Origin of the sequence: Virgibacillus sp. SK37 (assembly GCF_000725285.1) — a bacterium.
Taxonomy (GTDB): domain Bacteria; phylum Bacillota; class Bacilli; order Bacillales; family Amphibacillaceae; genus Virgibacillus_Q.
Genome location: NZ_CP007161.1, coordinates 3,583,619 through 3,610,492, shown reverse-complemented (window position 1 = coordinate 3,610,492; position 26,874 = coordinate 3,583,619). Strand labels below are relative to the sequence as shown.

At 37.7% G+C, this 26,874-nt stretch carries 32 protein-coding genes; 21 read left to right on the top strand and 11 right to left on the bottom strand.

Annotated features, from left to right (window positions below; translation table 11 throughout):
• Positions 1 to 134: 134 nt before the first annotated feature.
• Both X953_RS17745 and X953_RS17740 read left to right on the top strand, forming a co-directional pair.
• Entirely contained in the window at positions 135 to 1,262 is a 1,128-nt protein-coding gene (locus X953_RS17745; protein ID WP_040956726.1) for an MBL fold metallo-hydrolase, read from the top strand.
• Between the two features lie 125 nt (positions 1,263 to 1,387).
• Positions 1,388 to 1,981, top strand: coding sequence for a YpjP family protein (locus tag X953_RS17740; RefSeq protein WP_040956725.1), 594 nt, complete (start codon positions 1,388 to 1,390; stop codon positions 1,979 to 1,981).
• A gap of 90 nt (positions 1,982 to 2,071) precedes the next feature.
• Here the strand turns inward: X953_RS17740 and X953_RS17735 are convergent, their stop codons facing one another.
• Positions 2,072 to 2,776 (bottom strand): NAD-dependent protein deacylase, encoded by a 705-nt coding sequence (locus X953_RS17735; RefSeq protein ID WP_040956724.1) that lies wholly within the window; start codon positions 2,774 to 2,776, stop codon positions 2,072 to 2,074.
• A gap of 139 nt (positions 2,777 to 2,915) precedes the next feature.
• Between X953_RS17735 and X953_RS17730 the strand changes: the two genes are divergently transcribed.
• Positions 2,916 to 3,659: a hypothetical protein gene (locus X953_RS17730; RefSeq protein WP_019376343.1), complete on the top strand. Its 744-nt coding sequence runs from the start codon at positions 2,916 to 2,918 to the stop codon at positions 3,657 to 3,659.
• Positions 3,660 to 3,787: 128 nt separating this feature from the next.
• On the opposite strand, the gene X953_RS17725 is transcribed toward X953_RS17730, so the two are convergent.
• Both X953_RS17725 and X953_RS19645 read right to left on the bottom strand, forming a co-directional pair.
• The gene (locus X953_RS17725) at positions 3,788 to 3,979 is read right to left on the bottom strand and encodes an H-type small acid-soluble spore protein (RefSeq protein ID WP_019376342.1); all 192 of its coding nucleotides are present in this window, start codon (positions 3,977 to 3,979) and stop codon (positions 3,788 to 3,790) included.
• Positions 3,980 to 4,008: 29 nt separating this feature from the next.
• Positions 4,009 to 4,128, bottom strand: a complete 120-nt coding sequence (locus tag X953_RS19645; protein WP_019376341.1) for a DUF4023 domain-containing protein — start codon at positions 4,126 to 4,128, stop codon at positions 4,009 to 4,011.
• 280 nt (positions 4,129 to 4,408) lie between these two features.
• Between X953_RS19645 and X953_RS17720 the strand changes: the two genes are divergently transcribed.
• The 11 genes from X953_RS17720 (at position 4,409) to X953_RS17670 (ending at position 11,296) form a co-directional block, all read left to right on the top strand.
• Complete coding sequence (locus tag X953_RS17720; protein WP_040956723.1) at positions 4,409 to 5,644, top strand: hemolysin family protein; 1,236 nt, start codon at positions 4,409 to 4,411, stop codon at positions 5,642 to 5,644.
• 69 nt (positions 5,645 to 5,713) lie between these two features.
• A complete protein-coding gene (locus X953_RS17715; RefSeq protein WP_019376339.1) occupies positions 5,714 to 6,091 on the top strand; it encodes a hypothetical protein in 378 nt (125 codons plus the stop codon).
• Positions 6,081 to 6,341 (top strand): metal-sensitive transcriptional regulator, encoded by a 261-nt coding sequence (locus X953_RS17710; protein WP_019376338.1) that lies wholly within the window; start codon positions 6,081 to 6,083, stop codon positions 6,339 to 6,341. Before X953_RS17715 ends, X953_RS17710 begins: the two co-directional genes overlap by 11 nt.
• A 144-nt stretch (positions 6,342 to 6,485) precedes the next feature.
• Positions 6,486 to 6,965 (top strand): DsrE/DsrF/DrsH-like family protein, encoded by a 480-nt coding sequence (locus X953_RS17705; RefSeq protein ID WP_040956722.1) that lies wholly within the window; start codon positions 6,486 to 6,488, stop codon positions 6,963 to 6,965.
• Positions 6,966 to 7,028: 63 nt separating this feature from the next.
• Positions 7,029 to 7,328: a rhodanese-like domain-containing protein gene (locus X953_RS17700; RefSeq protein ID WP_040956721.1), complete on the top strand. Its 300-nt coding sequence runs from the start codon at positions 7,029 to 7,031 to the stop codon at positions 7,326 to 7,328.
• Positions 7,329 to 7,338: 10 nt separating this feature from the next.
• The gene (locus X953_RS17695) at positions 7,339 to 7,911 is read left to right on the top strand and encodes a sulfurtransferase TusA family protein (protein ID WP_040956720.1); all 573 of its coding nucleotides are present in this window, start codon (positions 7,339 to 7,341) and stop codon (positions 7,909 to 7,911) included.
• A 20-nt stretch (positions 7,912 to 7,931) separates the two neighbouring features.
• A complete protein-coding gene (locus tag X953_RS17690) occupies positions 7,932 to 8,330 on the top strand; it encodes a DsrE/DsrF/DrsH-like family protein (protein WP_040956719.1) in 399 nt (132 codons plus the stop codon).
• Positions 8,331 to 8,347: 17 nt separating this feature from the next.
• Positions 8,348 to 9,472 (top strand): MBL fold metallo-hydrolase, encoded by a 1,125-nt coding sequence (locus X953_RS17685; protein WP_040956718.1) that lies wholly within the window; start codon positions 8,348 to 8,350, stop codon positions 9,470 to 9,472.
• 88 nt (positions 9,473 to 9,560) lie between these two features.
• On the top strand, positions 9,561 to 9,788 hold the full coding sequence (locus tag X953_RS17680; protein WP_019376332.1) for a sulfurtransferase TusA family protein: 228 nt from the start codon (positions 9,561 to 9,563) through the stop codon (positions 9,786 to 9,788).
• Between the two features lie 352 nt (positions 9,789 to 10,140).
• A complete protein-coding gene (locus X953_RS17675; RefSeq protein ID WP_019376331.1) occupies positions 10,141 to 10,923 on the top strand; it encodes a sulfite exporter TauE/SafE family protein in 783 nt (260 codons plus the stop codon).
• 13 nt (positions 10,924 to 10,936) lie between these two features.
• Positions 10,937 to 11,296, top strand: a complete 360-nt coding sequence (locus X953_RS17670) for a rhodanese-like domain-containing protein (protein ID WP_040956717.1) — start codon at positions 10,937 to 10,939, stop codon at positions 11,294 to 11,296.
• Positions 11,297 to 11,376: 80 nt separating this feature from the next.
• Here the strand turns inward: X953_RS17670 and X953_RS17665 are convergent, their stop codons facing one another.
• From X953_RS17665 to X953_RS20115, 6 genes are all read right to left on the bottom strand, one after another.
• Positions 11,377 to 13,755 carry an immune inhibitor A domain-containing protein gene (locus X953_RS17665; protein WP_019376329.1) on the bottom strand — a complete coding sequence of 793 codons (2,379 nt, stop codon included), beginning with the start codon at positions 13,753 to 13,755 and terminating at the stop codon, positions 11,377 to 11,379.
• Positions 13,756 to 14,089: 334 nt separating this feature from the next.
• Positions 14,090 to 15,178 (bottom strand): cell wall metabolism sensor histidine kinase WalK, encoded by a 1,089-nt coding sequence (locus tag X953_RS17660; RefSeq protein WP_052350196.1) that lies wholly within the window; start codon positions 15,176 to 15,178, stop codon positions 14,090 to 14,092.
• Positions 15,162 to 15,848 (bottom strand): response regulator transcription factor, encoded by a 687-nt coding sequence (locus tag X953_RS17655; RefSeq protein WP_019376327.1) that lies wholly within the window; start codon positions 15,846 to 15,848, stop codon positions 15,162 to 15,164. The genes X953_RS17660 and X953_RS17655 overlap by 17 nt, the downstream gene beginning before the upstream one ends.
• A 40-nt stretch (positions 15,849 to 15,888) precedes the next feature.
• Positions 15,889 to 16,506, bottom strand: coding sequence for a TlpA disulfide reductase family protein (locus X953_RS17650; protein WP_040956716.1), 618 nt, complete (start codon positions 16,504 to 16,506; stop codon positions 15,889 to 15,891).
• Between the two features lie 16 nt (positions 16,507 to 16,522).
• The gene (locus X953_RS17645) at positions 16,523 to 17,266 is read right to left on the bottom strand and encodes a cytochrome c biogenesis CcdA family protein (RefSeq protein ID WP_019376325.1); all 744 of its coding nucleotides are present in this window, start codon (positions 17,264 to 17,266) and stop codon (positions 16,523 to 16,525) included.
• A complete protein-coding gene (locus X953_RS20115) occupies positions 17,263 to 17,907 on the bottom strand; it encodes a hypothetical protein (protein ID WP_019376324.1) in 645 nt (214 codons plus the stop codon). The genes X953_RS17645 and X953_RS20115 overlap by 4 nt, the downstream gene beginning before the upstream one ends.
• 992 nt (positions 17,908 to 18,899) lie before the next feature.
• Here X953_RS20115 and X953_RS17630 point away from each other — a divergent pair.
• The 6 genes from X953_RS17630 to spx all read left to right on the top strand — a co-directional run bounded on the left by X953_RS17630 (position 18,900) and on the right by spx (position 22,546).
• The gene (locus tag X953_RS17630) at positions 18,900 to 19,496 is read left to right on the top strand and encodes a DeoR family transcriptional regulator (RefSeq protein WP_040956715.1); all 597 of its coding nucleotides are present in this window, start codon (positions 18,900 to 18,902) and stop codon (positions 19,494 to 19,496) included.
• An 18-nt stretch (positions 19,497 to 19,514) separates the two neighbouring features.
• Entirely contained in the window at positions 19,515 to 20,084 is a 570-nt protein-coding gene (locus tag X953_RS17625; protein ID WP_019376321.1) for an SCO family protein, read from the top strand.
• A gap of 16 nt (positions 20,085 to 20,100) precedes the next feature.
• Positions 20,101 to 20,907, top strand: a complete 807-nt coding sequence (locus X953_RS17620) for a FixH family protein (RefSeq protein WP_040956714.1) — start codon at positions 20,101 to 20,103, stop codon at positions 20,905 to 20,907.
• Positions 20,908 to 21,067: 160 nt separating this feature from the next.
• Positions 21,068 to 21,355 carry a hypothetical protein gene (locus X953_RS17615; RefSeq protein WP_019376319.1) on the top strand — a complete coding sequence of 96 codons (288 nt, stop codon included), beginning with the start codon at positions 21,068 to 21,070 and terminating at the stop codon, positions 21,353 to 21,355.
• Positions 21,356 to 21,448: 93 nt separating this feature from the next.
• On the top strand, positions 21,449 to 22,060 hold the full coding sequence (locus tag X953_RS17610) for a TetR/AcrR family transcriptional regulator (protein ID WP_019376318.1): 612 nt from the start codon (positions 21,449 to 21,451) through the stop codon (positions 22,058 to 22,060).
• Between the two features lie 75 nt (positions 22,061 to 22,135).
• A complete protein-coding gene (gene spx / locus X953_RS17605) occupies positions 22,136 to 22,546 on the top strand; it encodes a transcriptional regulator Spx (RefSeq protein ID WP_019376317.1) in 411 nt (136 codons plus the stop codon).
• A gap of 162 nt (positions 22,547 to 22,708) precedes the next feature.
• Here the strand turns inward: spx and ptsG are convergent, their stop codons facing one another.
• Both ptsG and glcT read right to left on the bottom strand, forming a co-directional pair.
• Positions 22,709 to 24,772, bottom strand: coding sequence for a glucose-specific PTS transporter subunit IIBC (ptsG, locus tag X953_RS17600; protein ID WP_040956713.1), 2,064 nt, complete (start codon positions 24,770 to 24,772; stop codon positions 22,709 to 22,711).
• Positions 24,773 to 24,931: 159 nt separating this feature from the next.
• On the bottom strand, positions 24,932 to 25,774 hold the full coding sequence (glcT, locus tag X953_RS17595) for a glucose PTS transporter transcription antiterminator GlcT (RefSeq protein WP_040956712.1): 843 nt from the start codon (positions 25,772 to 25,774) through the stop codon (positions 24,932 to 24,934).
• Positions 25,775 to 25,964: 190 nt separating this feature from the next.
• On the opposite strand from glcT, the gene X953_RS17590 reads away from it, so the two are divergent.
• On the top strand, positions 25,965 to 26,525 hold the full coding sequence (locus X953_RS17590; protein ID WP_040956711.1) for an NADPH-dependent FMN reductase: 561 nt from the start codon (positions 25,965 to 25,967) through the stop codon (positions 26,523 to 26,525).
• The last annotated feature ends 349 nt before the right edge of the window (positions 26,526 to 26,874 follow it).

The following is a 26,874-nucleotide window of genomic DNA, read 5'->3' as shown; positions in this document are numbered from 1 at the left end:
CTCACCCTCCGTTGTAATTCATTTGAACTATTATATCCTATCTCTTCCTTTCTGTCGTTTAAATCTATAACTATAGGGGTACGGGTATACTATAGAGGTTTTATATAAAGAATTTTTAAATGGAGGGATCAGTAATGGCGGAAGTAAAGCCACTGACAACTAAAAGATTAGCTCAAAAAATTCTTAATGGTGAAAAGGTGTTTATCCTTGATATCCGCAAAGAAGAGGATTATTCTGATTGGAAAATTGAAGGAGAAAACGTAAAAAGTATAAATGTTCCTTTTAAACAACTAAAAGATGAAGTAGAAGATATAAAAGAAGAGCTTCCTCACGATCAAACCATATATGTTGTTTGTGCAAGAGGTATATCCTCTCAAGATGGAGTGGAAACCCTTAAAAAAGCGGGTGTTGAAAATATTACCTACTTAGAAGGGGGAATGACAGCATGGAGCGAACATCTTGAACCAGTCAAAGTAGCAAACTTATCTGATGGAGGAGAAATTTATCAGTTTCTACGTATTGGTAAGGGTTGTCTTTCTTATATGATTATTAATAATGGTGAAGCAGCAGTGGTCGATCCTGTTCGAATGACAGATATCTATAAACGTTTCGCAGAAGATAAACAAGCTTCTATTCATAGCGTTCTGGATACCCATCTTCATGCAGATCATATCTCTGGAGGAAAAACGTTAGCAGACAAGGTAAGTGCTGATTATTATTTCCCTGAAAATGAAGAGGAAAATATTGATTTAACCTATAAGGCAACTACAAGTAATACAGAGATAGAGGTAGGTAAATCTGTAACAATTTCAGCGTTTCATTCTCCAGGTCATACACCAGGGAGTACCAGCTTTATCATTAACAATCAATATTTACTGACTGGGGATACGTTGTTTATCGATTCCATCGGTCGTCCGGATCTAGCTGGCAAAGCAGATGAATGGGTAAAAGATCTTTATGAAACGCTGTACGCAAGATATCCAGAATTATCTCAGGATTTAATTGTATTGCCTGGCCACTTTGGTGATATGAAAGAAATTAATAAAGATGGGACAGTTCAAGCCGATCTGAACAACCCTTACAGACAAAATGATCGTTTGCAGGTGGAGAATGAGGATGAATTCCAAAACCTTGTAACAGATCAATTACCTCCCCAACCGAACAGTCATGAAAAGATTAGAGAGGTAAATATGGGTAAAAGAAACCCAGATGATGATGCCCGACAAGAAATGGAAATAGGTCCTAATCGCTGCGCTGTCTAATAAGTTATTAAAGCCCGTGTAATACGCGGGCTTTTTATAATAAATTAATTTTGCAAAAATTTTTAAAATGGTGGACAACTTCTGAAAAAGTGTTAAAATTTATGTATAGTGAGGAGTTGGAAACCATGAAGCTTTGGATGAGAAAAATAGCCGTCGTTCTTGTTGCAATTATGACGCTTGGCATGTATGTGCCACAAATGGATATACACACAAATGCAGAAAACAATAAAGATGCCTTGTCTTCTAAAGGAGATCATCTCGAAGATTTCTCTCCAAAAATGGTGGAAGACAGGCCAACTGAAGCGACAGGATTATCAACAGACAGCTTACATATAGATGCGTTAAAGAAGGATGTTAAAGCACAGACGTATACCAAGTTAGGACCTAGAATTAGTGAGCGCTTGGATGATCAGTTTTTAGCTGTGATTATTAAGGAAATGGAGACCGTAGTGGAAACCTTGGTTACAGAAGAAGATCATGACTTTTATTTCGAGATCACCCAGCAGCCGACAGAAGGATTTGGTGAAAAAATTTTCAGTGTCTATGATCTCCGAACCAATGAAGATATAGCTAGGTTTGATGTTCGTAGAGATAACCGCCCACTGGAAGGATACTGGTTTAATTTCCATTATCATTTACAGGAAGATAACTTTGTTAAGCATCATGAAATTGGAGAAATATTCTGGGATAAAAATACCCCTCCAAAATGGATGGCTTAAATGGCTGAAACCACACAAAACTTAAAAAAACATATTAAGCCAGAGATTTGTAAAGTATCCAACCTTTTGAGTCTCTGGCTTTTAGTATGCCTACATGTCTAATTCTGCTAGTACTTTACCAATTGCCTGGTCTCTAATAACTTGGTCAGCATAGTAATCAAAGGGAGTCTTTTCCCGATTAATAATAACAAGTTTTGCGCCCATTTCTTTTGCTATTAAAGGAAATTGGTTAGCAGGCGTAACGCTTAGTGATGAGCCTAGAACAATAAATAGATCACTTTTTCGGCTTTCCTCTAAGGCAAATTGAAAGGCATCCTGTGGCAGTGTCTCACCAAATAATATGATAGAAGGACGCAATATACCTCCACAGGTACAATAATACTCTTTATCTACGTACTCTTGGCTGCTATACACCTCTCCACAACTCTGACAGTGAACCGTTTGTAACGTACCATGCAGTTCAGCTACGTTTTTCGATCCGGCTTGTTGGTGAAAGCCGTCTACATTTTGCGTGATAATGGATTTCACATATCCCTGTTTTTCGAGATCAGCAAGAATATAATGCCCTTTATGTGGACTATATTCTTTCACACCTAATACGCGTTCTCTGTAAAAGGAAATAAAGTCATTTACATTATTATTTAATGCATCCGTACTGGCAATTTTGCTTGGGTCTTTTTTATTCCATAGTCCTTGGTTAGAAGATCGGAAATCAGGTAGCCCACTTTCCGTAGACATTCCTGCCCCAGTGAAAACGACTGTATAATTGGAATTCTGTAGCCACTTTTTTAACATGTGAACTCTCCCCTTCCATCCAATGTTATACCCGTTATTTTAGCATAATATGCCCCAGTAACACTGACCTCCCTCTTCTATGTCAAAAGTCCAGAAATTGCATAAGCTATAACAGTTAACTGATCAAGGAGTGTAGTTTATGGGTTTATATATTAATCATCGTCATGGTGATATTTATAAAAATAATGAAGGAATACAAGCACCTAATCAGGAGGTGTTTATAAAAAACCATGTGGCAGAAATGATTGAAGAGCAGCAAAGGGTAAATAAGTCACTATCTACATCATTCTATGAATTAAAAAATCTCTATGAACAACAGAGTAATAAACAAACACATCAGTGGAAAGATATTACGACCCAATTGAATCAACTTAAGCAGTTAAATGATACACATGACAAATTGGAGAACGATGTTATAAAAGTACTGCAAAAGTTGGAAGGTAATCAGCTGAGCATACAGAAATTAATAGAAGAAAATTATTTATTAAAGGAAACGTATGACCAACAGCTTAATGAGATTACTTCAGGCTACCAGGACATCGCGGACAAATTGGAAAGACACAGGGAAGTAAATGAAAAGCTTACTTCAAAAGTTGAGCAACAGACAGAATGGCAAAAGGAAATTGGAGAAAAAGTGAAGGAACATGAAGTGAGTCAAGAAAAGGTTCTGGAAAGAATGGAAAATCAAGAAGCGATTACAGAGAAAATCACCCGCCAAATGGACCATTTTCGTTCCATTCTATTTGAAAGAACAAATTATTTAGCGGAGAAAGTCGAAGAAGGATACCATTTAACAACCTCCTATGTAGCAAAACTGATGTCTGATCCAGAACGACCGCTTGCGTATATGACCTTGGAAAGAAAGAACAAGGATAAACAATAGGGGCGTGGGTATACGAATGTGACATATTGTATGGTAGATTTCTTATACCGAACTGGCTCATACATTATGCTCCAGTTCGGTTTTTTTTCTCACTCGGTCGAGTTTTTATTAACCGGTGTGGCTGCTTTCTAAGGTGTACTTCTATTCTCGCTTAACCCATGCAATTCAACGTGCTGACTGTTATGCATCTCATCCAATGGGAAAACAGTTGCTGTTTCATCTTTATTGTTAATACCCTCAATATATACAGGGATTCCATGATAATGGACCTGAATCATTGCCAAGGAATCCATGATTTCCTGGGCGCGCTGCTTATCCATACTATCCCCACTCCTTCTTTAAGCACTAACTAATGGCGTTTATTAGGCAGTTTTTTTGCCGGGTCATTATGCCCTTGTCGATGTTTATTTAACTGATCTTTTCTTTTTGTATCATTAAATTTCTCTACAAATTCATGTGTGCTTTTCATGTTGAGCCTCCTATAAATGGGGTACTATTACTTTAACCAGGTTTATATCAAAAACACGTGGGAAAAATAAGTACCTAAGGCAAAAAACTTAAGCTAAGATTGCCACAGGAGCGCTAATTCTTATTTATTTTAGGTGCCATCCTTCCATATGCAGCTCTGGGGCGCGAATGTACTCTATGTTCACAGAAACTTCAACTAAAGCAAAGCGCTTGTACTTTTCTTATTAATCAGGTTCCTTTATCATAGAAACAAGTGAGTCAACATAAGGAGGAATATAATAGTGATCATCGCGATCATCGTACTACTTTTTGTTTCATTTTTCTTTTCTGGAAGTGAAACAGCTTTAACTGCTGCAAACAAAATGCGTTTGCAATCCAAAGCGAATAATAATGATAAAAAATCAGAGAAACTGTTAAATCTGGTGTCCAAGCCGGAAGAATTTATTACAACAATACTGATCGGGAATAATATCGCAAATATTTTACTACCTACGTTAGTAACGATGGTAGCAATAGATTATGGAATAAATGTTGCGGTTGCCTCAGCTGTATTAACTATTGTAATCATTATTTTCTCAGAGGTAATACCAAAATCCGTTGCGGCGACCTTCCCTGATCGGATCTCTTATATAATTTATCCTGTTATCAAAGGAATTGTTTTGTTGTTTAAGCCGTTAACCATTGTACTAAATGCAATGACTGGCTTCATTATAAAATTTCTGTCCAAAGGGCAGGAAGACAGCACCTCTATTTCTAAAGATGAAATTAGAGCAATGGTTGATATTGCAAGAACAGAAGGGATATTTAAGCAGGACGAGTCGTACCGGATTAAAGGCGTCTTGGAGTTTAATAATCTGAACGTAAAAGATGCATTGAAAACACCTCGTGTAGATATTGTTGCCTTACCACACACAGCAGATTTTGAAGAAGTGAGGAATATGGCAATTGAAAATCCGTTTACCCGTTACCCTATTTACGAGGAAGATATTGATAACATTGTTGGAGTATTTCACTCGAAATATGTACTGTCCTGGTCCATTGAACCGGAAGAATCTCTTGAGTCATACAGTGATATGGATCCATTAATTGTTTTTGAATTTCATTCCATTGAATGGGTATTTCGTAAAATGATGCAAGAAAAGAAACACATGGCAATTGTATTAGATGAGTATGGCGGCACTGAAGGTATTCTTACTCACGAAGATATTCTAGAAGTATTACTTGGTCTGGAAATAGAAGATGAAATGGACAAAGGAAACGAGCCACTTGTAGAAAAGGTTACTAATACAGAAATTATTTGTAATGGAAAAATCCCCTTACATCGCTTGAATACTATTTTTCATACAGATATTCCTGAGGAAGAGGATGTACTTGCTGGATATTTACTGAGGGAGTTTAATTATTTCCCTTCTGAAGGAGAAACACTTGAAAGAAATAACTTATCATTTAAGGTATTAAGCGTAGACGAACGTATGCTAAAACGGGTGCAAATAATAAAAAATAATTTACAACAATAAAAGGGTTTGACAAAATACCTATAGGGGTATATTATAGTAAATGTATTACAAAGAAGAGAGGGGTAGGCGATGATTTATTTGGTTGCTTTAGGACTAATGGCTGCAACGTATTTCGTTTATCAACGGTATATGCCTGTCCGAGGAGTAAAACAAATGACTCCACAAGAAGTCGCAGCTTCTCGGGAAGAAAACGTGCAGTTATTGGATATAAGAGATTACCAGACCTCCAATCGTGATTTTATTATAGACGCACATTGCTTGCCGCTACCTTATTTAAAACGTCATTATCATGAAATACCAAATAAACGCATTATCCTTATTGGTACTGACCTGGTTGAGAAAAACCTGGCTGCTCGATTTCTGAAAGGAAAAGGAATTGAGGTAACAGGGTATTGTTTATGTTTATCAAATGATTGTAAAGAGGAGGGGTATTCCTATGAAATATGATGAAAAAGTAATGAATCGTATGAAGCGGATAGAGGGGCAAGTTAGAGGTCTTATTAAAATGATGGAAGAGCAAAAGGACTGTAAAAATGTAGTTGCTCAAATGTCTGCAGCCCGAAACGCACTAGATCGAACTGCTGCTTTAATTGTCAGTACGAATCTAGAGCAGTGCATTCGTGAGGAAAAAGAAAACGGGGAAAATACAGAGGAGCTTATTAAAGAAGCGGTTAATCTATTGGTGAAGAGCAGATAAGGCTAGAGGTTTGACGAACAATTAAAGGACCTTTAATATAATACAAGTGGGTGAAGCAAATAGCTAGCCCATTTTTTAGAAATAAATTAATACCCGTACACGTATATGTAATATGAGTAAAGGAAGCAGAAAGGGAGAGAATAAATGGCGGAAAAGAAAAAAACAACGATTGTACTATTTAGTGGTGAGTATGATAAAGCAATGGCTGCGTATATTATCGCAAATGGGGCTGCTGCATATGATCATGAAGTAACTATTTTTCATACCTTTTGGGGTTTGAATGCTCTTCGAAAAGATGAACAGATCACTGTAAATAAAGGTTTTATGGAAAAAATGTTTGGCAAATTTATGCCAAGAGGTGTTGACAAAATGGGGCTTTCCAATATGAATTATTTGGGAATGGGCCCGAAAATGATTAAGAAGGTAATTAAAAAGCATAATGCCATGCCATTGCCAGATCTAATTGATCTTGCGAAAGAGTTAGATGTTAAGTTAATCGCTTGTACAATGACAATGGATTTACTGGGTATTGAACAAAAGGAAATGATGGATGGTGTTGATTACGGTGGAGTTGCTGCATATATAGGTGATGCAGAGGATGGAAATATTAATTTATTTATTTAAAAAATTTTACCTTTATTAATACCTATAGGGGTAAAGAATAATACGAAACGGAGGCTGTTTAAAATGAAAGAAATTACTACAACAGAACTAGCAAAAAAGATGGAAACCGAAGAGGGGTTAAGCATTATCGATGTTAGAGAAGATGAGGAAGTAGCTCAAGGAATAATTCCTGGGGCAAAGCATATTCGATTAAGTGAAATTCCTGAACGAGTGAATGAAATGGATAAGAATGAACATCACTTTATTGTGTGTCGGTCAGGCGGCAGAAGCGGGAAAGCTTGTGAATTTCTTAGTAGTCAAGGCTATGAGGTAACCAATGTTGCTGGCGGTATGCTTGATTGGAATGGAGAAGTAAAGAAATAGGAGGATGAACATGAATATTCAAGTAGATGAAATATTAGATGCAAAAGGATTAGCATGTCCGATGCCAATTGTGAGAACGAAGAAAGCAATGACAAACCTGGAAGCTGGTCAGGTTATTGAAGTCCAAGCTACAGATAAAGGTTCTACCACAGATATGAAAGCCTGGGCAGAAAGTACAGGTCATCAATATCTTGGCACGGTAGAAGAAGCTGGAGTTTTAACGCATTATTTACGAAAAGCAAGTGATGCAGAAACAAAACAAGAAACAAAGCACGAAGATGTGGAGCAATTAATAGATCTTCAATCAAAAATAGAAGCAGGAGAAAATCTGACTATATTGGATGTGCGTGAACCAGCTGAGTTCGCATTTGGCCATATCCCTAATGCAATTAATATTCCACTGGGAGATCTTGAGGAAAGAATGAAAGAATTGGATAAAGATAACGAGCTACATGTAATTTGTCGTACAGGAAACCGTAGTGATCTAGCTGCACAAAAGTTGACAGAGAAAGGCTTTCCTAATGTAAAGAATGTCATACCTGGTATGTCAACGTGGGAAGGGCCAACAGATAAAAACAACTAATTAATATGGAGGAATGGATTATGGCTAACACAAAAGTAGCAATTATTGCTGCAAACGGAAGTTTATTTGATGCATATAAAGTTTTTAATGTGGCGACTGCAGCGGCAGCGTCTGATGCAGAGGTAGGTATATTCTTTACGTTTGAAGGATTAAACCTCATTCATAAGGAAGCACACAAAAATTTACCACTTCCTGAAGGAAAAGAACATTTTGAAGAAGGCTTTAAACAGGCAAATGTACCATCAATTGAAGAGCTGGTTGGAATAGCTCAGGAATTAAATATTAAAATAATTGCTTGTCAAATGACGATGGATGTCATGAACCTCGAAAAGGAAGCCTTTATTGATGGGATTGAAGTAGGCGGAGCCGCTTCATTTATTGAATACGCGAAGGATGCAAATATAACATTATCATTTTAATGAAGGAGGAGATCTGATTGTCTAAATCAGTAACTACAAAAGATATAGCACGAAAAATCATTGCGAACGAAGAGTTGTTAATTTTGGATGTCCGAAATACAGATGAATATGATAATTGGAAAATTGAAGGTGGCAAAATCAGGGTTATTAATGAGCCGTACTTTAATTTATTAGACGGTCTTGATTCCCTTGAAATAGATAAAGATAAAGAAATTGTGGTTGTTTGTGCAAAAGGCGGATCCTCTCAAATGGTTGCCGAAATGATGGAAGAGGCTGGATTTACCAAAGTATATAATCTGGAAGGTGGTATGAAGGCCTGGAGTGAACACCTGGAACCAGTGAAAATTGGTGATTTAAATGGTGGAGGAGCATTGTATCAATTTGTCCGTCTCGGAAAAGGTTGTCTTTCTTATTTTATAGAGTCTAATGGAGAAGCTGCCATTATTGATACGGCAAGAATGATTGATGCATATGAAACATTTGCTGCGGACAAAGGGGTGGAGATCAAGCACTTAATCGATACCCATTTACATGCAGATCATATATCAGGAGGGCGTGCCCTTGCTGAAAAAGTAGGTGGAACATATCACTTGCCACCGAAGGATGCGACAGAGGTTACGTTTGATTATACTGCATTAGAAGAAGGAAAAGACATTACGGTTGGTAATACAAAAGTTGTTGTGCATCCAATTTATTCGCCCGGACATACCATCGGGAGTACGTCATTTATTATTGATGACAAGTATTTATTAACAGGAGATATCCTATTTGTGAAATCCATTGGTCGACCAGACCTAGCAGGTAAAGCAGAAGATTGGGTGGGAGATCTCCGTCATACACTTTATAACAAGTATAAAGAGCTTAGCGATGACCTGCTTGTTCTTCCGGCACACTATTCATTTGCAGAGGAGCTGGGAGAAGGCGGAAAAGTTGCTGCTAAACTAGGAGATCTATACAAAAAGAATGAAGGCTTGAACGTGGAAGATGAAAATGAATTCAGGAGAATGGTTACAGAGAATTTACCACCACAGCCAAATGCTTATCAGGAAATACGCCAAACAAATATGGGGAAAATAAAACCTGAAGTGGAAGAGCAAAAAGAAATGGAATCCGGCCCAAACCGCTGTGCGGTAGAAGGCTAGAGAAAAGTAAGAAGAATTAGAAGAGCTAGCGATTGTAATAAATAGTATAGAAATATAAAAACAAATTATTTTTAGGAGGAATTTTAAGATGGAATCAAATAAATTTTTAGATGCAAAAGGGTTTGCTTGTCCGATGCCAGTTGTAAGAACAAAGAAAGCAATGGAAGACTTGAATTCAGGAGAGATTTTGGAAGTGCATGCGACAGACAAAGGGTCAAAGAGTGATTTGACAGCATGGGCGAAATCAGGTGGCCATACAGTCGTTCAAGACGCGGAAGAAGATGGCGTATTTAAATTTTGGATTAAGAAAGCATAAAAAGACGAAGACCCATGCAATATGGGTCTTCTCTAAATGATAAGAAAGGAAGTTGCAGACTCTGTGAAGCTTTCAATTCGCGGAAGTCATGTCCAACTACAGCACCCAGCAACTAGCAGAGGTTTTGATGGGGCGAGCATTTAGCGCAGCCCCAAACTTCAATCTTCTTTCTACGATAAGTCAACATCGATTCGCTAGATATATGAAGGAAGGCCGACTAATGACGGCCTTTGCGGCCACCGTCGGCATACCCCTTTTGCAGGGGCATGTTTCCTTTATCTCGTGCAGAAGATTTCCAGTTTGTACGTTGCTAAACGGGTGCTTCCGCTTTTCTTAGTTAGGAGGTAGATTGATGGAATATAGTATACTTTTTTTAATAACCATTTTCCTCATTGGATTTATTGGGTCGTTTATTTCTGGAATGGTAGGAATTGGTGGCTCTATTATTAAATATCCGATGCTATTATATATCCCGGCCATGCTTGGACTGTCTGCCTTTTCTGCGCATGAAGTCTCAGGGATTAGTGCAGTACAGGTTCTATTTGCAACCATTGGGGGAGTATGGGCATACCGAAAAGGCGGATATTTAAATAAGACGTTAATCATTTATATGGGTATTAGCATTCTTATTGGTAGCTTTATAGGTGGCTATGGCTCTCAGCTCATGACAGACCAAGGAATTAATCTTGTTTATGGAATACTTGCGACTATCGCAGCGGTAATGATGTTTGTCCCTAAAAAAGGGCTCGATGATATTCCGCTGGATCAGGTTACTTTTAATAAATGGCTTGCAGCTGTATTAGCCCTTATTGTAGGTGTTGGTGCAGGAATTGTAGGAGCTGCGGGAGCATTTATTTTAGTTCCAATTATGCTTATTGTACTAAAGATCCCTACTCGGATGACGATTGCCACCTCTTTGGCGATTACATTTATTTCATCCATTGGTTCCACTACTGGGAAGTTATTAACGGGACAGGTTTTATTTGTTCCTGCCGTAATCATGATTGTAGCAAGCTTAATTGCGTCCCCACTTGGAGCAAAGTTCGGACAAAAGGTCAATACGAAAATCTTGCAATGGTTATTGGCGATCTTAATACTAGGTACAGCTATAAAAATTTGGCTGGATTTTTTCTAGGAGGTATGTAGATATGGAAATAGTACAATGGATAGTAATCTTGTTGGCAATCGCGTTTATATTTAGCCGTTTTATGCCTGCAAAAGGGGTGGAGAATATAACGTCCTCCGATGCAAAACAGAAGATGAAGGATAGAAATATTCAATTCATTGATGTACGTACCCCTGGGGAGTTTAAAGCAAAGAATCGAAAGCCGTTTAAGAATATCCCTTTATCCAATTTGGCAGGCCAAACAAAGCAATTAGATAAATCTAAAGAGGTTGTTGTCATTTGTCAGAGCGGAATGCGCAGTACGAAGGCAGCAAAAATGCTTAAGAAACAAGGTTTTGAAAAAGTATCCAATGTAAAAGGCGGTATGAGTGCCTGGGTATAAGGTATCCCCCTAATACAAAGAACCTACCTCTGAACGAGAGGTAGGTTCTTTGTATTAATAACACTTCAACTATTGCTTGCCTAACGGTAAATAAGTATATTTCCGACTGTTCCATCATTGCTTTGTCCCGCTACTCGGAATTTTAAACCGTATTCTGGAATATTCCGACCAGCATCTATCTGCCCCGGGTTGCTGTAGTCTGCACTATCGTCAAATAGAGGAATACGTTTAGTGAAATTATCCTTCATATTATATAGATCAGGATAAGTAATGGACATTTTCTCCGTTTTATCTAAGCTGAAGGCTGCGTCATGTAACTGGTAAGATGTCGATCCAGCGGTTTTATCACTCCAATAATTGGTGTGCTGATCTGCATCAACTACGCCTAGGAATCCTTCTCCAGGATGTTCTCCTGTCCAGTTATTATCATAAGATTCATCAACATACCAAACGACCAATCCTTCATCATAAGACATCAGGCTTGCCCCACGGCGAATATGCGCCAATCCTTCATCAACCCCATTGTGAGATCTCCATTCAAGAAGATAGTAATGGTTTGTAGTATAAGTGCCATCGTGCTTCTTAAACCCATCTAAGGTGAAATTCGGCTCAGTCTCTGCCCCATCGTTAAAAATTTCCTTGCCATCTGCTCTTACAGTAATATTATCCGCAAAAAAACCATCCAAATTTGTTGCCCAATCTGTCATTGAACGAAATTGCACCTGAATTTCCTGCCCTGCATAATTACTAATATCTAATGACTCATGAATCCAGCCATTGCTTGAGCCAGTATATCCAGGGAGGTTTTCTGAAATGGCTGGATACCCATTTGGATCAAGTTGACTAGTGGTATTCTCACTAGCTAGAGACTCCCAAGTCTTCCCTCCATCTGTGGAGACCTGTACCATTGCATAATCCCAGTATTTTTCAATATTATACCAAGCATCAAACTCAAGTGTGGCTGTAGTTACATCACTTAAATCAATGCTGGTAAACATTTTATGATCTGCTTCGTCACCTTTGCCACCATAATATTCAAATTCACCTGTTCGTGGAGTATTTAAAACATTTAGCTTATCAGGCAAATCAATGCGAACAGCATCGTTGTTAACACCTTTTGTTATTGCTTCATCAATTAAAACATTAGTACCTTCACTCGTAATCTCATCTGCTTTCAGTGTAGCGCCAGATAACCAGTTTCCACCATGCATATTCTGAAGCATTTCACGTGCATATGGACTCATTCCAGGAGGTTCTGTTCCGGGAATATCTCCGGCCCAGCTACCGCTTGCCATTACAGACCAATAGGATACTGCTTCACCAGCTCCACTATATATCGTATCATATTCATCTGGAAGACCAAGATCATGGCCATATTCATGAATGAATACGCCTGCTGCCCCATCCTCAGGCTCGACCGTGTAGTCATAGGCTCCTAACAAACCACCGAAACGATCGCTATCTGACTTGCCGCCAGGTACTGCAACTAATTGTCCGAGATTCCAGCGATGTGACCAGATGGCATCTCCACCGAGAGAACCGCCGCCAGCTTCTTCACCTACTCCAGCATGAACAACCATCAAATGGTCAATAATCCCATCCGGCTCATTATAAACGCCATCTCCGTCATAGTCATCTCTATCCCATACATCGTACTCACTTAGATCAACCTCGGGGTCTGCCCCTGCTTTCGTCAACGCTTCATATACTAATTCTCTAGGGCGTGCATCACTTCCATCAGGTGATGGAATATTTCCACCATAATAGGCTGCAGGGTGATCTGCTGTATACCAGCCAGCTACCGTTCCATCGACGGTATAGCTACCACCTGATTGTTTTTCGTAATATTGCTTCATAGATACAAGATTTTCACCATTAGGTCCTGTGTATCCGTTTTCTCCAAAAATCATATCCTGGTAGTGGTCATGTGTGTAATTTTCATACCAGAAATCCGTTTCCTCTTTTGTAATAGAGCTTTTAGGGTAGTCAGGAAATTCTATTGCTAATACCAATACTTTGTCAGAACGAACTTCTCCACTATATGTTTCTTTCTTTACAGTATCAACTTCATTTTTCTTTGCTTGTCCTAATTTATTTCCTTTGCCCTTTTTTAACCCTTTATTGGCATTATCACTCTCTTTTTTTAGGTTTGCATCAAGTCCTTTAGGGAGCTTGTCCTTTGTCTTTTTTGCATTTTTTGCCTTTGCTTGGAGAAACTTTTTCAGCTTCTTTTCTGCTTCCGCAGGTGATGCATTTTTGGGAATTTTACCTTCTTCCTTTAACTTTTCTATTAATCTATCTTCATTTGCGATACCCAAATCTATCGGTGAACCGACTTCCGTAGCCGCTGAAGCTTTGACGGGTGCGGTGACAGTGGGTGTGGTAGTTACAGCGCCAAATGTTCCAAGCCCTAGTATACATGCTAAAGTACTAGAAATAATTGCTTGTTTCTTCTTCATTTAATGTCCCCCTTATTTCTTAATAGTTTCCAAAAAAAGTTAATGAACATTTTTATAATATAATTTTTTCTGTAAATTGTAAATATTATTATAAATATTTAGATCATTATACTTACGCTAATTCGGCCGAGTGGATATATTGACCTATTACGAAACTATAAAAAAAACCGTCTGAATTCCAATAAAATCTGGAGGTCAGACGGCTATTTACTATGCTGAAAAGATATGGAATTTTTAATTTAGGAAAGTTAGCGACTTCAGTTATATCGCCTTTTATGGATTCGAAAAAACAATCCCCATAATAAAACTTTCCAAATTATTGTTAAGTCACAGATCAGTTAATAGGGAGTAATATCCAAAAGGTGTTTGTACTTTCTTTAGGTTGTACTCCTATTTCCCCTCCGTGCCGTTCTATAATAGCCTTTGATATTGCCAGGCCTAACCCAGATCCACCTGTATTTCTATTTCGGGAGGGATCTAACCGGTGGAATCGTTCAAAAATAATTTCTTTTTCGTTTTCTTCTATTGTTGGACCAGGACTTTCCAAAGAAATTTTATATCCGGCCTGGAGTTGTTCTCCCTTTAGATAAATATCACCCGGACCTTGATAATAGCGAATAGCGTTATCAAGAAAATTTGTTAAGACTTGCTGGATACCTTCCCTGTGGAGCTGTAGTTTTGCAGGAGTAACATCGATATGAAGAGCTATTTCTGTTTTATGGAACTTCCTATCAAACATCGTTACACATTGATGAAGTAACTCTGTGATTTCTGTTTCCTCTTTTTCATAAAGGTTATGACTGGATAAATATTCCCATTCCTTTAAATCATCCAATTGCTCAACTAATGAAGTCAGCCGTTCTGCTTCTTGATGCAAGGAGCGGAAAAGGTTCTCATCCCCTCTAATATCACCATTCCCTAAAGCAAGTAAGTATCCATTTAAATTAGCCAAAGGCGTACGGAATTCATGAGATAGATCAGCAACCATTCTTTTTCGCTGTTGTTCATTTGTATTTAATTGTTGTACAAGCTCATTAAACTTTTTTATTAACAGCCCAATTTCATCTTCTTTTTTAACTGGTACTTGCTCGGGAAAATTGCCTGATTTCATTTGATCTGTAGATTTCATTAACATTCGAATTGGTTTAATAAAGTGTTTAGTTAAGTAATAATGCAAAAGACTTCCCATTGTAATTGTTAATAAGAGAAATATAATCAGATAGGTTCTTAGCGTGTTATTATACTGCTGCTGCGAATATGCATTCATATTACCAACCGCATCAGCCAGTGTACAAGCCGTATTATATAAAGACCAACCTAGAATGACGGTCGCAATTCCAACTATAACAGTATTTAAAAAGGTTAATCTCCATAAAAAACCTGAAGGAATAATTGCTGAGATAAAGTTACGTATTTGTAACAAATTTATACCCCATTCCTCGTACCGTCTGAATTCTTTTAGGTTGAGCTGGCGAAGTCTCAATTTTTTCTCTTAGCTTTTTTATATGTGCATCGATCGTTCGATCCATTACAGTTTGCTCTTCATTTGGATAGAGCTGTGAAATAAGCTGTTCACGGGAGAAGACGATATTTGGATTTTGCATGAAATAATATAACAGTTGAAATTCATGCTTAGTTACGTTCACTACCTGATCATAAAGTAGTACTTCACCTTTACGAGGCATAATACATAAACCGTCCAGAACTACCTTTTGACAAAATTGACCTGTCCTTCGAAGTACTGCTTCCACATGAGCTATCAACTCATTTGGATCAAAAGGCTTTGTGATGTAATCGTCTGCTCCCAAACGAAGACCAGCAATCTTATCTGTGATGGAAGCTTTTGCTGATAACATAATCACGGACACAGTCTGCTCTTCTTTTTCACGCAGCCATGTAAGGAAGTCTTCCCCACTTAACTTGGGCAGCATAAGGTCTAATATAATAAGGCAAGGACGGTAGGTGAGAAATTTATGCTGTGCTTCTTCTCCGTCAGTTGCTTCAACTACATCATAGTCATGCTTCTCTAAATACATCCGAATGAGTTGACGAATCATTGTATCATCTTCAACAATCATAATGGTCTGTTTCAAGAAAAATACACCCCTTTAATAGTCTAAACCTTGCCAAGGGTTATTGCATCTTTTCAAACTCTTGAACCATAAACTCGTAATTCATTGCGCCTAACGCTTTAAATTGGATGCGGCCATTAGAATCAATCATGTAGGATGTTGGAATAGGCTGTATTTGGTATTGATCTGCAACGTTAGTCTTTTCATCTAATGGAACGGTAAAACTAACTCCAAATTCCTTGATAAAGTCTTCTATAGCTTGTCTGCTGCTCTCTGTTTCCGTTAAATTAACAGCAAGAATTTTTACATCTTTATTTTTATGAAATTTCTCCATATCGGGCATTTCTGCTCTGCATGGCGGACACCAAGTGGCCCAAAAGTTTAACATCACACGTTGTCCTCTAAAGTCCGATAGTTTAACAACTTCACCATTTAATGTGTTGAGTTTAAAATCGGGTGCAATATTACCTACCTCCAAACCCACTGCATTACTATCGGCAGGCTCTTCTTTTTCCTGATTCTCTTCCTTTGGTGGGGAGGTTATACTATTTCCGCTATCAGTAGAAGTGAACTCCTCGTTCTCTGTCTTAGTCGAATCATCTGACTGATTACTAACCAAATCAAAAACCGCCCATGCAAACATAGCTGTAATAATAACGCCAATAATTATTTTTTTCATGTCCCAATACCTCCAATTATCCTAGTTTCGTTAACCATGTATCCTGCACCAATTTTAGTAAGAAAGCGGAAATTCGCGGCATTTGTCCAGTGAAGAGAAGAACCCCCATTAGAATCATTACAATTCCGCCAACCTTCATAATTTTGTCGCTGTACCGAACAATCCACCGAGTTGATCCCAAGAAGAAAGTTAGTACCAAGAAAGGCACAGCGAAGCCGATGACATACATAAGCGTATAAAGGCCGCCTTGACCCGGGTTACTCGCAGCAACTACAAGTATCGAAGCGAAAATAGGACCAATGCAAGGCGTCCAACCTGCTGCAAATCCCATTCCTACGAAAACCGTGCCAAGATAGCCTACAGGTTTATTTGTAAAACGAAATCTCTTTTCCTTCATAAATGAAGTAATATTAATCCATCCTGCTACAAATAAACCCATAATGATAATGAAAATCCCGGCAATTCGCTGGATGAACAAGCCTGATTGACCGGCAAGTAAGCCCTGAATCCATTGGCCAAGAAAAGAAACACCAATGCCCAAACCTATAAATATGAGCGATACGCCCAGTAGGAAGAAAACAGAATGAATTAATAGTTTACTTCGGATTTTCATACTTGGTTTGTCCTGCATTTCTTTTACGCTCATCCCGGTAATATAGGATAAATATGCTGGAAAAATTGGCAGGGTACATGGTGAAAGAAATGATAACAACCCTGCGCCAAATGCCAGCCAAATAGTTAGATCAGCTGCTGATGTCATTTAAATACCTTCTTTCTAAAAAATATTAGTGAACTACTAGCTATATAAAATAGGATTAAAAACCAAGGAGCCATTGTATAGCCAAAAGCTGTAGTATATGGCATGAGATAGCTTAAAAGGAGCTGCCCCGCTATCCAGCCAGTCAGTGTCACCCAAATCAATTTCCATTTAGACAGGCGATTATGTAAAATTAAATAGGCGCCTAGTAAGATTAGTAATAAAGTTAAGTACTTCCAGTGGTAAAAATTGTCCCTCCAAACAACTTCGATGAATTCATATACAAAAGAAGCTACAAGAAATACCGGTACAAAAGAAAGAATAAATGAGCTTACTTCGATTTTTTGTTTATATTTTTTGTAAGCAATTGCTAAGCTGGTAAATAATAAACCAAGATAAAGAGCATGGGAATTGCTCGGATAAGCAAGGACAGCCAGAGGATCCTGAATAAATATTCCGAGATGAAGTATGATTTTCCCCAGCCAAATAAATAGTATAAAATTAATTATCTGTGATGTAATTTCCTCTGCCTGCTTCTTTTTTTCTTCTTTTGGTAGGTCACTTATTAAATAAAATGAGAATAGCCCGGCGAGTATGCTTAATATAAGTATTCCAATATTGGTTAAGATAGCAGTATATGCCATTTTTTTACTCCTTCATTTGAGCTTTGATGTACTAAGATATCTATAGCATGACAGGTAAACACTGTCTCTACCAGTATAACGAGCAATTGTGAAAATCTGATGAAAATAACACATAATTATTTTCTTTTCTATCTATGATTCACAAGAATGTCACAGATTAAGAACTCTTCCTATGTTATGCTTTGTTTGATATTGTTACTAATTATTAGAAACATTTCTCATAATATAGATGATTTTTTATATAGTAGGAAACTGCGAACTGAGGAAACTTATTTCTCAGCTAACACAAAATAGCTAAATAACACCGCTACGGAAAAACACTGCGCTTTTCGGGGGCGGCTGATGAGCCTCCTCATGCTAACGCATTCCGGGGTCTCACCTATGCCTCATCTCCCCCAGAAGTCTCCGTATTTTTCCTTCGCTGAGGTACATTTTTCCACTTAAATATATTTTTATAGTAAAGCGCAATACAAATTGATTGGAGTGGAATGCGGCAATCTAAGACCGCCACGTCCTGGGACTGGGGCTGCGCTAACTCGCCCCATCAAAGACCGTTTGCGCTAACTCGTCCCACCGAAGACCTTTGTGGCAACGATTGCATGACCAACGTCCTTGAAAAAGAAACCCGCTTTTCTGCGTGCGATGTTTCTCTTAGAAGCTTTCCCTGTCCTGTTGGCCCGCGACTCCTGCCGGAATAGCATGAGCTGAAGACCCTGGACGGAGGAAGCGGCTGAAGCGGCTGAAGCCATGCCGGGCGGCAAAGAAGACACTGTGAGGTTACGAACAGATGTCGCCCTTGTACCCGGAGGTGTGAAAGCGTCCGCATGCAATGGAAATCAATGGGGCTTACCTCTTCAATATTTCAGTGAGCTTTCCAACAACAAATATATTTTTAATACGTAACTTAAATACCAAAAGTTAGTTCGCGATTTATCTAAATTTATGAATTAGTTCGTGAGTGAAATTATTATATGGTGGGAGGTTGGTTTGGTATGTTGCCAATTGAACGGCAGAAGCGGATAAGAGAATTGATTTTGGATAATCAACATATGAAGATTTCTGAGCTAAGTAAAGAGCTTCAAGTATCGGAAATGACTATACACCGAGATGTCAAGCCACTGATTGAGGATGGCTTTATAGAAAAAACATTTGGGGGAATATCTCTTCAATCCGAAGCGGACGAAAAAAAAGTGAATGAAGGAAAGTGTGTGATTTGCTGTAAAACGGTCAATGAGAGAATGGCTTACAGATTGATAACTTCTGATAATCGAATAGAAGTAACGTGTTGCGCTCATTGTGGTTTAATCCGTCACCGCCAACTGGATAAAGAAGTGGTTCAAGCAATTTGTGCGGACTTTTTCAGACATACAACAATCAGTGCATTAGTAGCATGGTATGTGGTGGATACTAGTTTACAACTGGACTGCTGTCAGCCACAAGCACTTCCTTTTGAAAGGAAAACAGAAGCTTATAAATTTGTTAAAGGCTTTGGTGGCAGAGTACTTCCATTTCAGGAAGTATCTGAAATGATTTACAACCAGATGAATGGCGACTGCTGCCATAGTGTTAATGAAGTAGAAAATATATGAACAAAAGGAGAATTCTTTATGAAGAAACTAGGTTTGTTAGGTTTTATACTTATACTTTTTCTTACTGCGTGTGGAGAAAAGATTGAAACAAACATGTCAGAAGAGGTAGCTGATTTTGAATTTACAACACAGGATAAGGAAAAATTAGGCCTTGATGACTTAAAAGGCGAATGGTGGGTAGCTGATTTTGTCTTTACGAATTGTACGACAGTTTGTCTGCCAATGACATCAAACATGGCAAAACTGCAAAAAGATCTAAAAGAAGCTGGTGTTGATGCTCAGTTAGTATCCTTCAGTGTTGATCCGGAAAATGATACTCCGGAAGTATTGAAAGATTATGCAACGAAATATAATGCAGATCTTAAAAACTGGTCATTCTTAACAGGCTATGACTTCCAAACAATCAAAGAGCTTTCCATTAAATCATTCCGTTCTTTAGTAAAAGAAGCACCTGCCGAATCAGATCAGGTTACACATGGAACAAGTTTCTTTCTAGTAAACCCTGATGGAGAAGTTATAAAACAATACAGTGGTATAGATTCCAAACAGTTAGATCAAATTGTAAAGGATTTAGAAAAGGTTCAATAATAGGAGGAGTACACACATGAAAAAATTATATTGGGTAGGAACAATCCTGCTTTTATCAGCAATTTTTCTTGTTGCATGTGGAGAAGATCAAGAAAATCAGAGCAATTCTAAAACAGACGAGGAAGAATTAAAATCATTAGATGTAAATTTCGAAGTGCCTGAAACTGTGGAAAAGGGAGAAGAAGTGGAATTAAAAGCTGTAGTTACATATGGCGACGAGAAGGTAAAAGATGCAGATGAAGTACAATTCGAGTATTGGATAAAGGGCAATGAAGATGATAGCACAAAGATAGAAGCTACGAACAATGAAGACGGCACGTATACAGCGAATGTCACCTTTGATAAAAATGCCATGTTCGAGATATTCTCACATGTGACAGCAAGAGATTTGCATACGATGCCCAAGAAATCAGTCACCGTTGGGGATGGGGAGTCTGACATGCATCATGCTGCTAATGAAGATGGCAAGGAAGAACATGAAAGTCATAGTGGACATGAAGGTGATGGGGATGGACATGCTCACACAGATGGATTCTCCATGCACTTCAAGGAACCTGAAGATGTAAAAGCAGGAGAAACTACTCCGTTAATTGTTCATCTGACTCAGGATGACCAACCATTAAAAGGTGTAAAAGTGAGATATGAGATTGTGCCTGATGGAAATAAAGAGAAAACAATGTGGGTAGATGCCAAGGAAGATAAGGCTGGCGAATATACAGCTGAGCATACGTTTAAAGAAAGTGGAGCATACACTACAGTTATACATGTAGAAGACGATAAAGACCTTCATGAGCATAAAGAATATGATATTGAAGTAAAATAACGAAAGCAACCGGTTGTGAGAGCCGGTTGCTTTCGTTTTTTGAGCGAGCATTTTTTAAGAAAGCCAAATTTGTTAAAAATTTGTTACATATTCAGCGTTTTATTGAACAATACAGTGGGGAATAGTAAGATATGTGTAATGTCTACGGAGGAATCAATCAATGTATTTAATCGCACGGCAGCCTTATAGTAAGGTGGAGCGAGTTATAAGCAGCGCAGGCCAACAACACATAAAGCATCAAAGAATGATGTACATGTATGAAGAGGAAATCGTTACACAGTATCATACCTTTCCATTAGAGATTGTAAACGATGTATCATTTAGAGAAATAAACGGAAGTGGAGGTTTATTATACTTACATACAATGAAAGGTGTATTTACTTATATGGTAGCACAACCTCCTTATTTATTTATCCAGGCATTTAAGAACCATGTGAATCGCTGGTAAGTTAACTATTAACGAATTTGGTTGACTTATGACACGGTGTCATTTATACTTAAATTACAGAAGATGACACGATGTCATTTGAGGAGGGATTGAATGCCCAAACCAACCTTTTATAATTTGGCAGAGTCAAAGAAAAAAGTATTAATGGAGGCTGCGGAAGCTGAATTTTCAAGAGTTGCACTTTCTGAAGCCTCAATTGCTAACATTGTTAAAATGGCAAAGGTTCCTAGAGGAAGTTTTTATCAGTATTTTGAGGATAAAGAAGATGCCTATTTTTTTCTGCTGGAAGAGCATGCGAAAAGAAGACAAATAAATTTTATTACTTTTTTAAAACAGACGAATGGTGATATCTTTGAGACAATGAGAGAGATGTATTGTCAAACAATAAGTAATGCAACAAACAAGGGGAATCTTCACTTTGTTAAAAACGCGTTATTAAATATGAACCATAAAATTGAGAACACCTTCGAAAAGATATTTATAGATACGGTTATGGAAGATCACTTAGATGAAGTGAGATCTTTAATTAATAAGGATAAGTTAAATATTGAGCATGAGAGTGATCTATCACATATTATGAAAATTTTAACCGTGGTAACTTTGCGTAATTTAATTGAAACCTTTGCTAAGGATCTAACGTATAAAGAGGCAGTACATAATTATACTGCTGAAATAAGCTTATTAAAAAGAGGTTTATCCAAGTGATATGCCTTGAAATAAAGTAAGCTACTATGTGAATTATTTCACGGTAATTTTAAATTAGAAAATGGGGTATGCAATATGACTGTTAAAGTTTACGGCGCACCATGTTCATCAACTCGAAAAGCAAAAAACTGGCTCGCAAATCATGGACTAACCTTTGTAGAAAGAAATATATTAAAAGAACCATTAACAGTGCAGGAATTACAAGCAATTCTACATCGTACATTAGATGGTACAGATGAAATCATTGCTACAAGATCCAAAGTGTATAAGGAATTGGATTTGGATTTTGATGCATTATCTTTACAAGAATTAATTACAATTATTCAGAAGCATCCTGGTTTGTTACGTAGTCCGATTATTATGGATGAGAAGCGAATGCAGGTGGGGTATCATGACGATGAAATACGACAGTTTATCCCACGTAAAACTCGAGAATATGAATGGTTGCAATTACGCTTGAACAGCTTAAGACCAGCTGAACTATAAAATAAAAGCGAGGCAGTGATAAACTGCTTCGCTTTTTATTTTTGACACTATCGTATCAAAATATATTTTAGTAGTGTACCTTTTAGAAACGGCAATTTACAATAACTCCATTGAATCGCAGTATATACATTTGCGATTCAATGGAATCCAATATAACCTTGTTTATTTTATAGTAATTATATTTTCTTCATTATCAGAAACAGATCTGTTTCTTTCAATGGTAACTGTTTCTCCATCCTTTAGGTTTGTAAATACAATTGGAGTAATGGTTGATTTTGCATGTTTTTCAATATATGCTAAGTCCGCTTTTAATAAAGGCTGACCTTGCTTCACTTCATCGCCTTCTTTAACAAGTGGCTCAAACCCTTCTCCTTTTAAATTAACTGTATCAATACCTACATGGATGAGAATTTCTTTTCCACCTTCAGATAATATGCCAATTGCATGCTTTGTAGGGAAAAGATTCACGATTTTACCATTTACAGGTGAAACAATCTCGCCATCTTCAGGAACAATTGCAAACCCGTCTCCCATCATTTTACCTGCAAAAACATCATCTGGTACTTCTGTAAGTGGAACAAGCTCTCCACTTAATGGTGAAGAAATTGACTCATTAATAGCTGTCTCATCATTTTGCATGCTTTCCGGATTAACCTCTTCAATTTGTTGCTTGATTTCTTCCTGTTGATCTGTTTCTACTGGACGTGGCGTTCTTCCTGCCATAATATCCTGCATTTGACCTTTTATTGTTTCAGAACGAGGTCCGAAAATTGCTTGGATATTGTCGCCAACTTCAAGTACGCCAGCAGCACCCAGCTTTTTCAGACGATCTTTATCCACTTGGCTAATGGAATTAACTGATACGCGCAGTCTGGTAATACATGCATCTAAATGAGCAATATTTTCCTGTCCACCCATTGCTTCAAGTACATTAAAAGCAAGATCTCCGGTTTTTACTTTACTTGTTGTATTATCGGTATCTTCATCTGCCTTTTCACGGCCCGGTGTCATCAGATTGAACTTTTGAATAAAGAAACGGAAAATAACATAGTACACGACAGCAAAAATAACTCCTAATATGATGGTGATCCACCATGGTTCTTTACCAGGCAGAATTCCGAATAGGAAGAAGTCAATGGCACCACCAGAGAACGTATAACCTACGTTTACATCCAGCCAAGTCATTAGTACGAACGAAAATCCATCTAATACAGCATGAATAAAGAATAATACTGGAGATATAAACATAAATGTAAATTCAATTGGTTCTGTGATTCCGGTTAAGAAGGAAGTTAATGCTGCAGAACCAAGCAAGCCTGCAACCAGTTTCTTCTTTTCTGGCCGGGCAGTATGATACATAGCTAAGGCAGCAGCTGGAAGACCGAACATCATTACAGGAAACTCACCAGCCATGAAATTACCGGCAGTAATCTCGACACCGTCTTTTAATTGTTCAAAGAAGATGGTCATATCTCCACGAACTAACTCACCTGCTGCATTTGTATAAGAACCAAATTCATACCAGAAAGGTGCGTGGAAAATATGATGTAAACCAAACGGGATTAACAGTCTTTTAATAAACCCAAAGAAAAAGACTGCAAGGTAAGTACCTTCCTCAATTAGCCAATAAGATGCACTGTTCATCGCATCCTGTACAGGTGGCCATACAATAAGTAATATCAATCCTGCAACAAAGGACATTGCTGCAGTTACAATCGGAACGAATCGCTTACCAGCAAAGAATCCAAGAAATGAAGGCATTTCGATATTATGATACCTATTGTAACAAAAGGCAGCAATTAACCCGACGATAATCCCGCCAAACACACCGGTTTGTAATGTAGGTATTCCTAACACCGATGCAAAGCCTGGGTCATTTTCGAGCATGTCAGGTGATACACCAATCCAGGAACTCATCACCTGATTTAAAACTAAGTAACCTACAAGTGCGGCTAGACCAGCGGCTCCATCGCCAGCAAGACCGATAGCAACACCAATGGCGAAAATAAGTGCAAGATTACCAAAGATAACGCCACCAGCATCTTCCATTACCGTGGCTAGTAATTGAACCCAATCTGCCCCTAGAAAAGGAAGATAATTAAGCATTGTCTCCTGTTGGGCAGCATTACCCAGCCCGAGCAGAAGGCCGGCAGCGGGTAGTAAAGCGACAGGCAACATAAGTGCTTTACCCACTTTTTGCAGAACGCCAAAAGCTTTCTTAAACATTGTAAAACCTCCTAAGTAATAGATAAGCTTATTTAAGCAACAAAAAAAGGCATGAGCAGAATTGACAAAATGCAGATAGGGGATAGTTTTCCCAAATCTGTTTTTTTCATCAAATCATCTACTCATGCCTGATCGAGTCAGTAACACGTAAGACTATTATTATTCATATTTATTTGTTAATCGTTGCAGATGCATCGTTAAATAAACTGCCTCCGCATCAAACACAGGTTTTTTTAAAGTTTGTTGCATAATCTTAATAAGCTTCCATGCTAAATTATAACATGTAGGATATTCCTTTTTCAATAGGCTTGCTATCTTCTCCGGTTCGGTTATCTTCTCCTCCTTTAATACACGCTCCATCGTATATCTGAGATGCCTTACCAATCGGATATAATCAATTCCCTCTCTGTCTATATTTATTTTGAGTTGGCTCTCAATGGTTTCAATTAATACAGTTACAAGCTGAGAGTAACGATTAATGTCTGCTAATTGTGTATCTGTTATGGCACTATGAATATGAAGGGTAATAAAGCCAATTTCTCCTGGTGGCAGGTTAATATCCAGGGATTGATTAATAAAGTCAACTACTTCTGCAGCGATTTCATATTCAAAGGGATAAAGCGTTTTCGTTTCACTTAAAAATGGGTTGCGAATTGCCAAGCCTTTCATTAAACGGGTGATGGCAAATAGAATATGATCTGTTAGGGCAACAAATACCTGTTCATTTACCAGTGTGTTCGTTCGTTTCCTTATCATCTCAAGAGAGCTAATAATTGTATCCATTGTGAACTCATCAATATTAGGCAAGAGCTGTTTATAGTGTTCCTGTTCTTTTTCGCTACGCAATACAAACAATTTTTCAATGGAAGATTCGGGTATTATTTCATTTTTCTTTGCTTGAAAACCAATTCCTTTACCAATGAGCACAACTTCATGTTGTTGTTCATCTAAAGCGATAAGTACATTGTTATTTAGAACCTTTTTGATTAAAAATGTATTCATTTATCTTCTGCTCCTTAAAAATTCATCATATCATGATCACAATAAACTGCAAGCAATGAATATAATAGATACATATTTTTTATCTTGAATTTAAAATAAATAGATTGCTTTTGATTAATATGGGTGTTATTATAAAATTATTAATCAATAATCTTGAATTCAAGATATTTATATATGGGAGGAAAAGAATATGTTAACTATAGGGATAATTGTTGGAAGTACACGTCAAGGGCGTAATGGGGAAGCTGTTGGAAAATGGGCATATGATTTTGCTATTAGCCGTAACGATGAGGTTAAATATGAATTAGTAGATTTAGCAGACTACAAATTACCATTTCTAGGTGCTGAGCTGGATAAGTTTGCTCAAGAAGAAGCGAATAAATATATAAAAGCATGGTCTGATAAAATGGCATCCTTTGATGGTTTTGTATTTGTAACACCAGAATATAATCATGCAACTTCAGCTATTCTTAAAAATGCGCTTGACCACCTAAATCCGGAACTAAACAATAAAGCTGCAGGCTTCGTTTCTTATGGTAGTTTGGGAGGGGCAAGAGCTATTGAGAATCTTCGTCTCATTTTAGGAGAATTACAGGTTGCGGATGTTCGCACCGCTGTTACCTTTTCTTTAATGACTGACTTCGAAAATATGAGTATCTTCCAACCGGCAGAATATCACGCAGCAAATGCTAACCAAATGCTTGATCAGGTTATAGCTTGGAGTACAGCACTAAAATCAATTCGTGGGTAAAGCTAACATTAGAGAGTCTTGAAATCTATAAAAGATTTCAAGACTTTTTTTATGTGAAGAGACAGGGGAATCGGCAGTAAAGCGAGCTAATCCGCCGCAGAAAGGTTTAATCGGCAGCAGTTGAATAAGCTTTTCATAGATAAGGTCCTGAAAGAGAATTTTACATTGATACAGTTCAATGTTTTTCCTGCTCCGTGCGAAAGTAATTGACTTTGTCTGAATTTTTATTATATACTATATTCAACAAGGTTGAATAATAAGAAACAGAAGTGAATATAAATATAGTAATTAATAAAGAGCAAATAATTATAGTAAACTCCGTTAATGAAAGCGCAATCATACAGTGAGA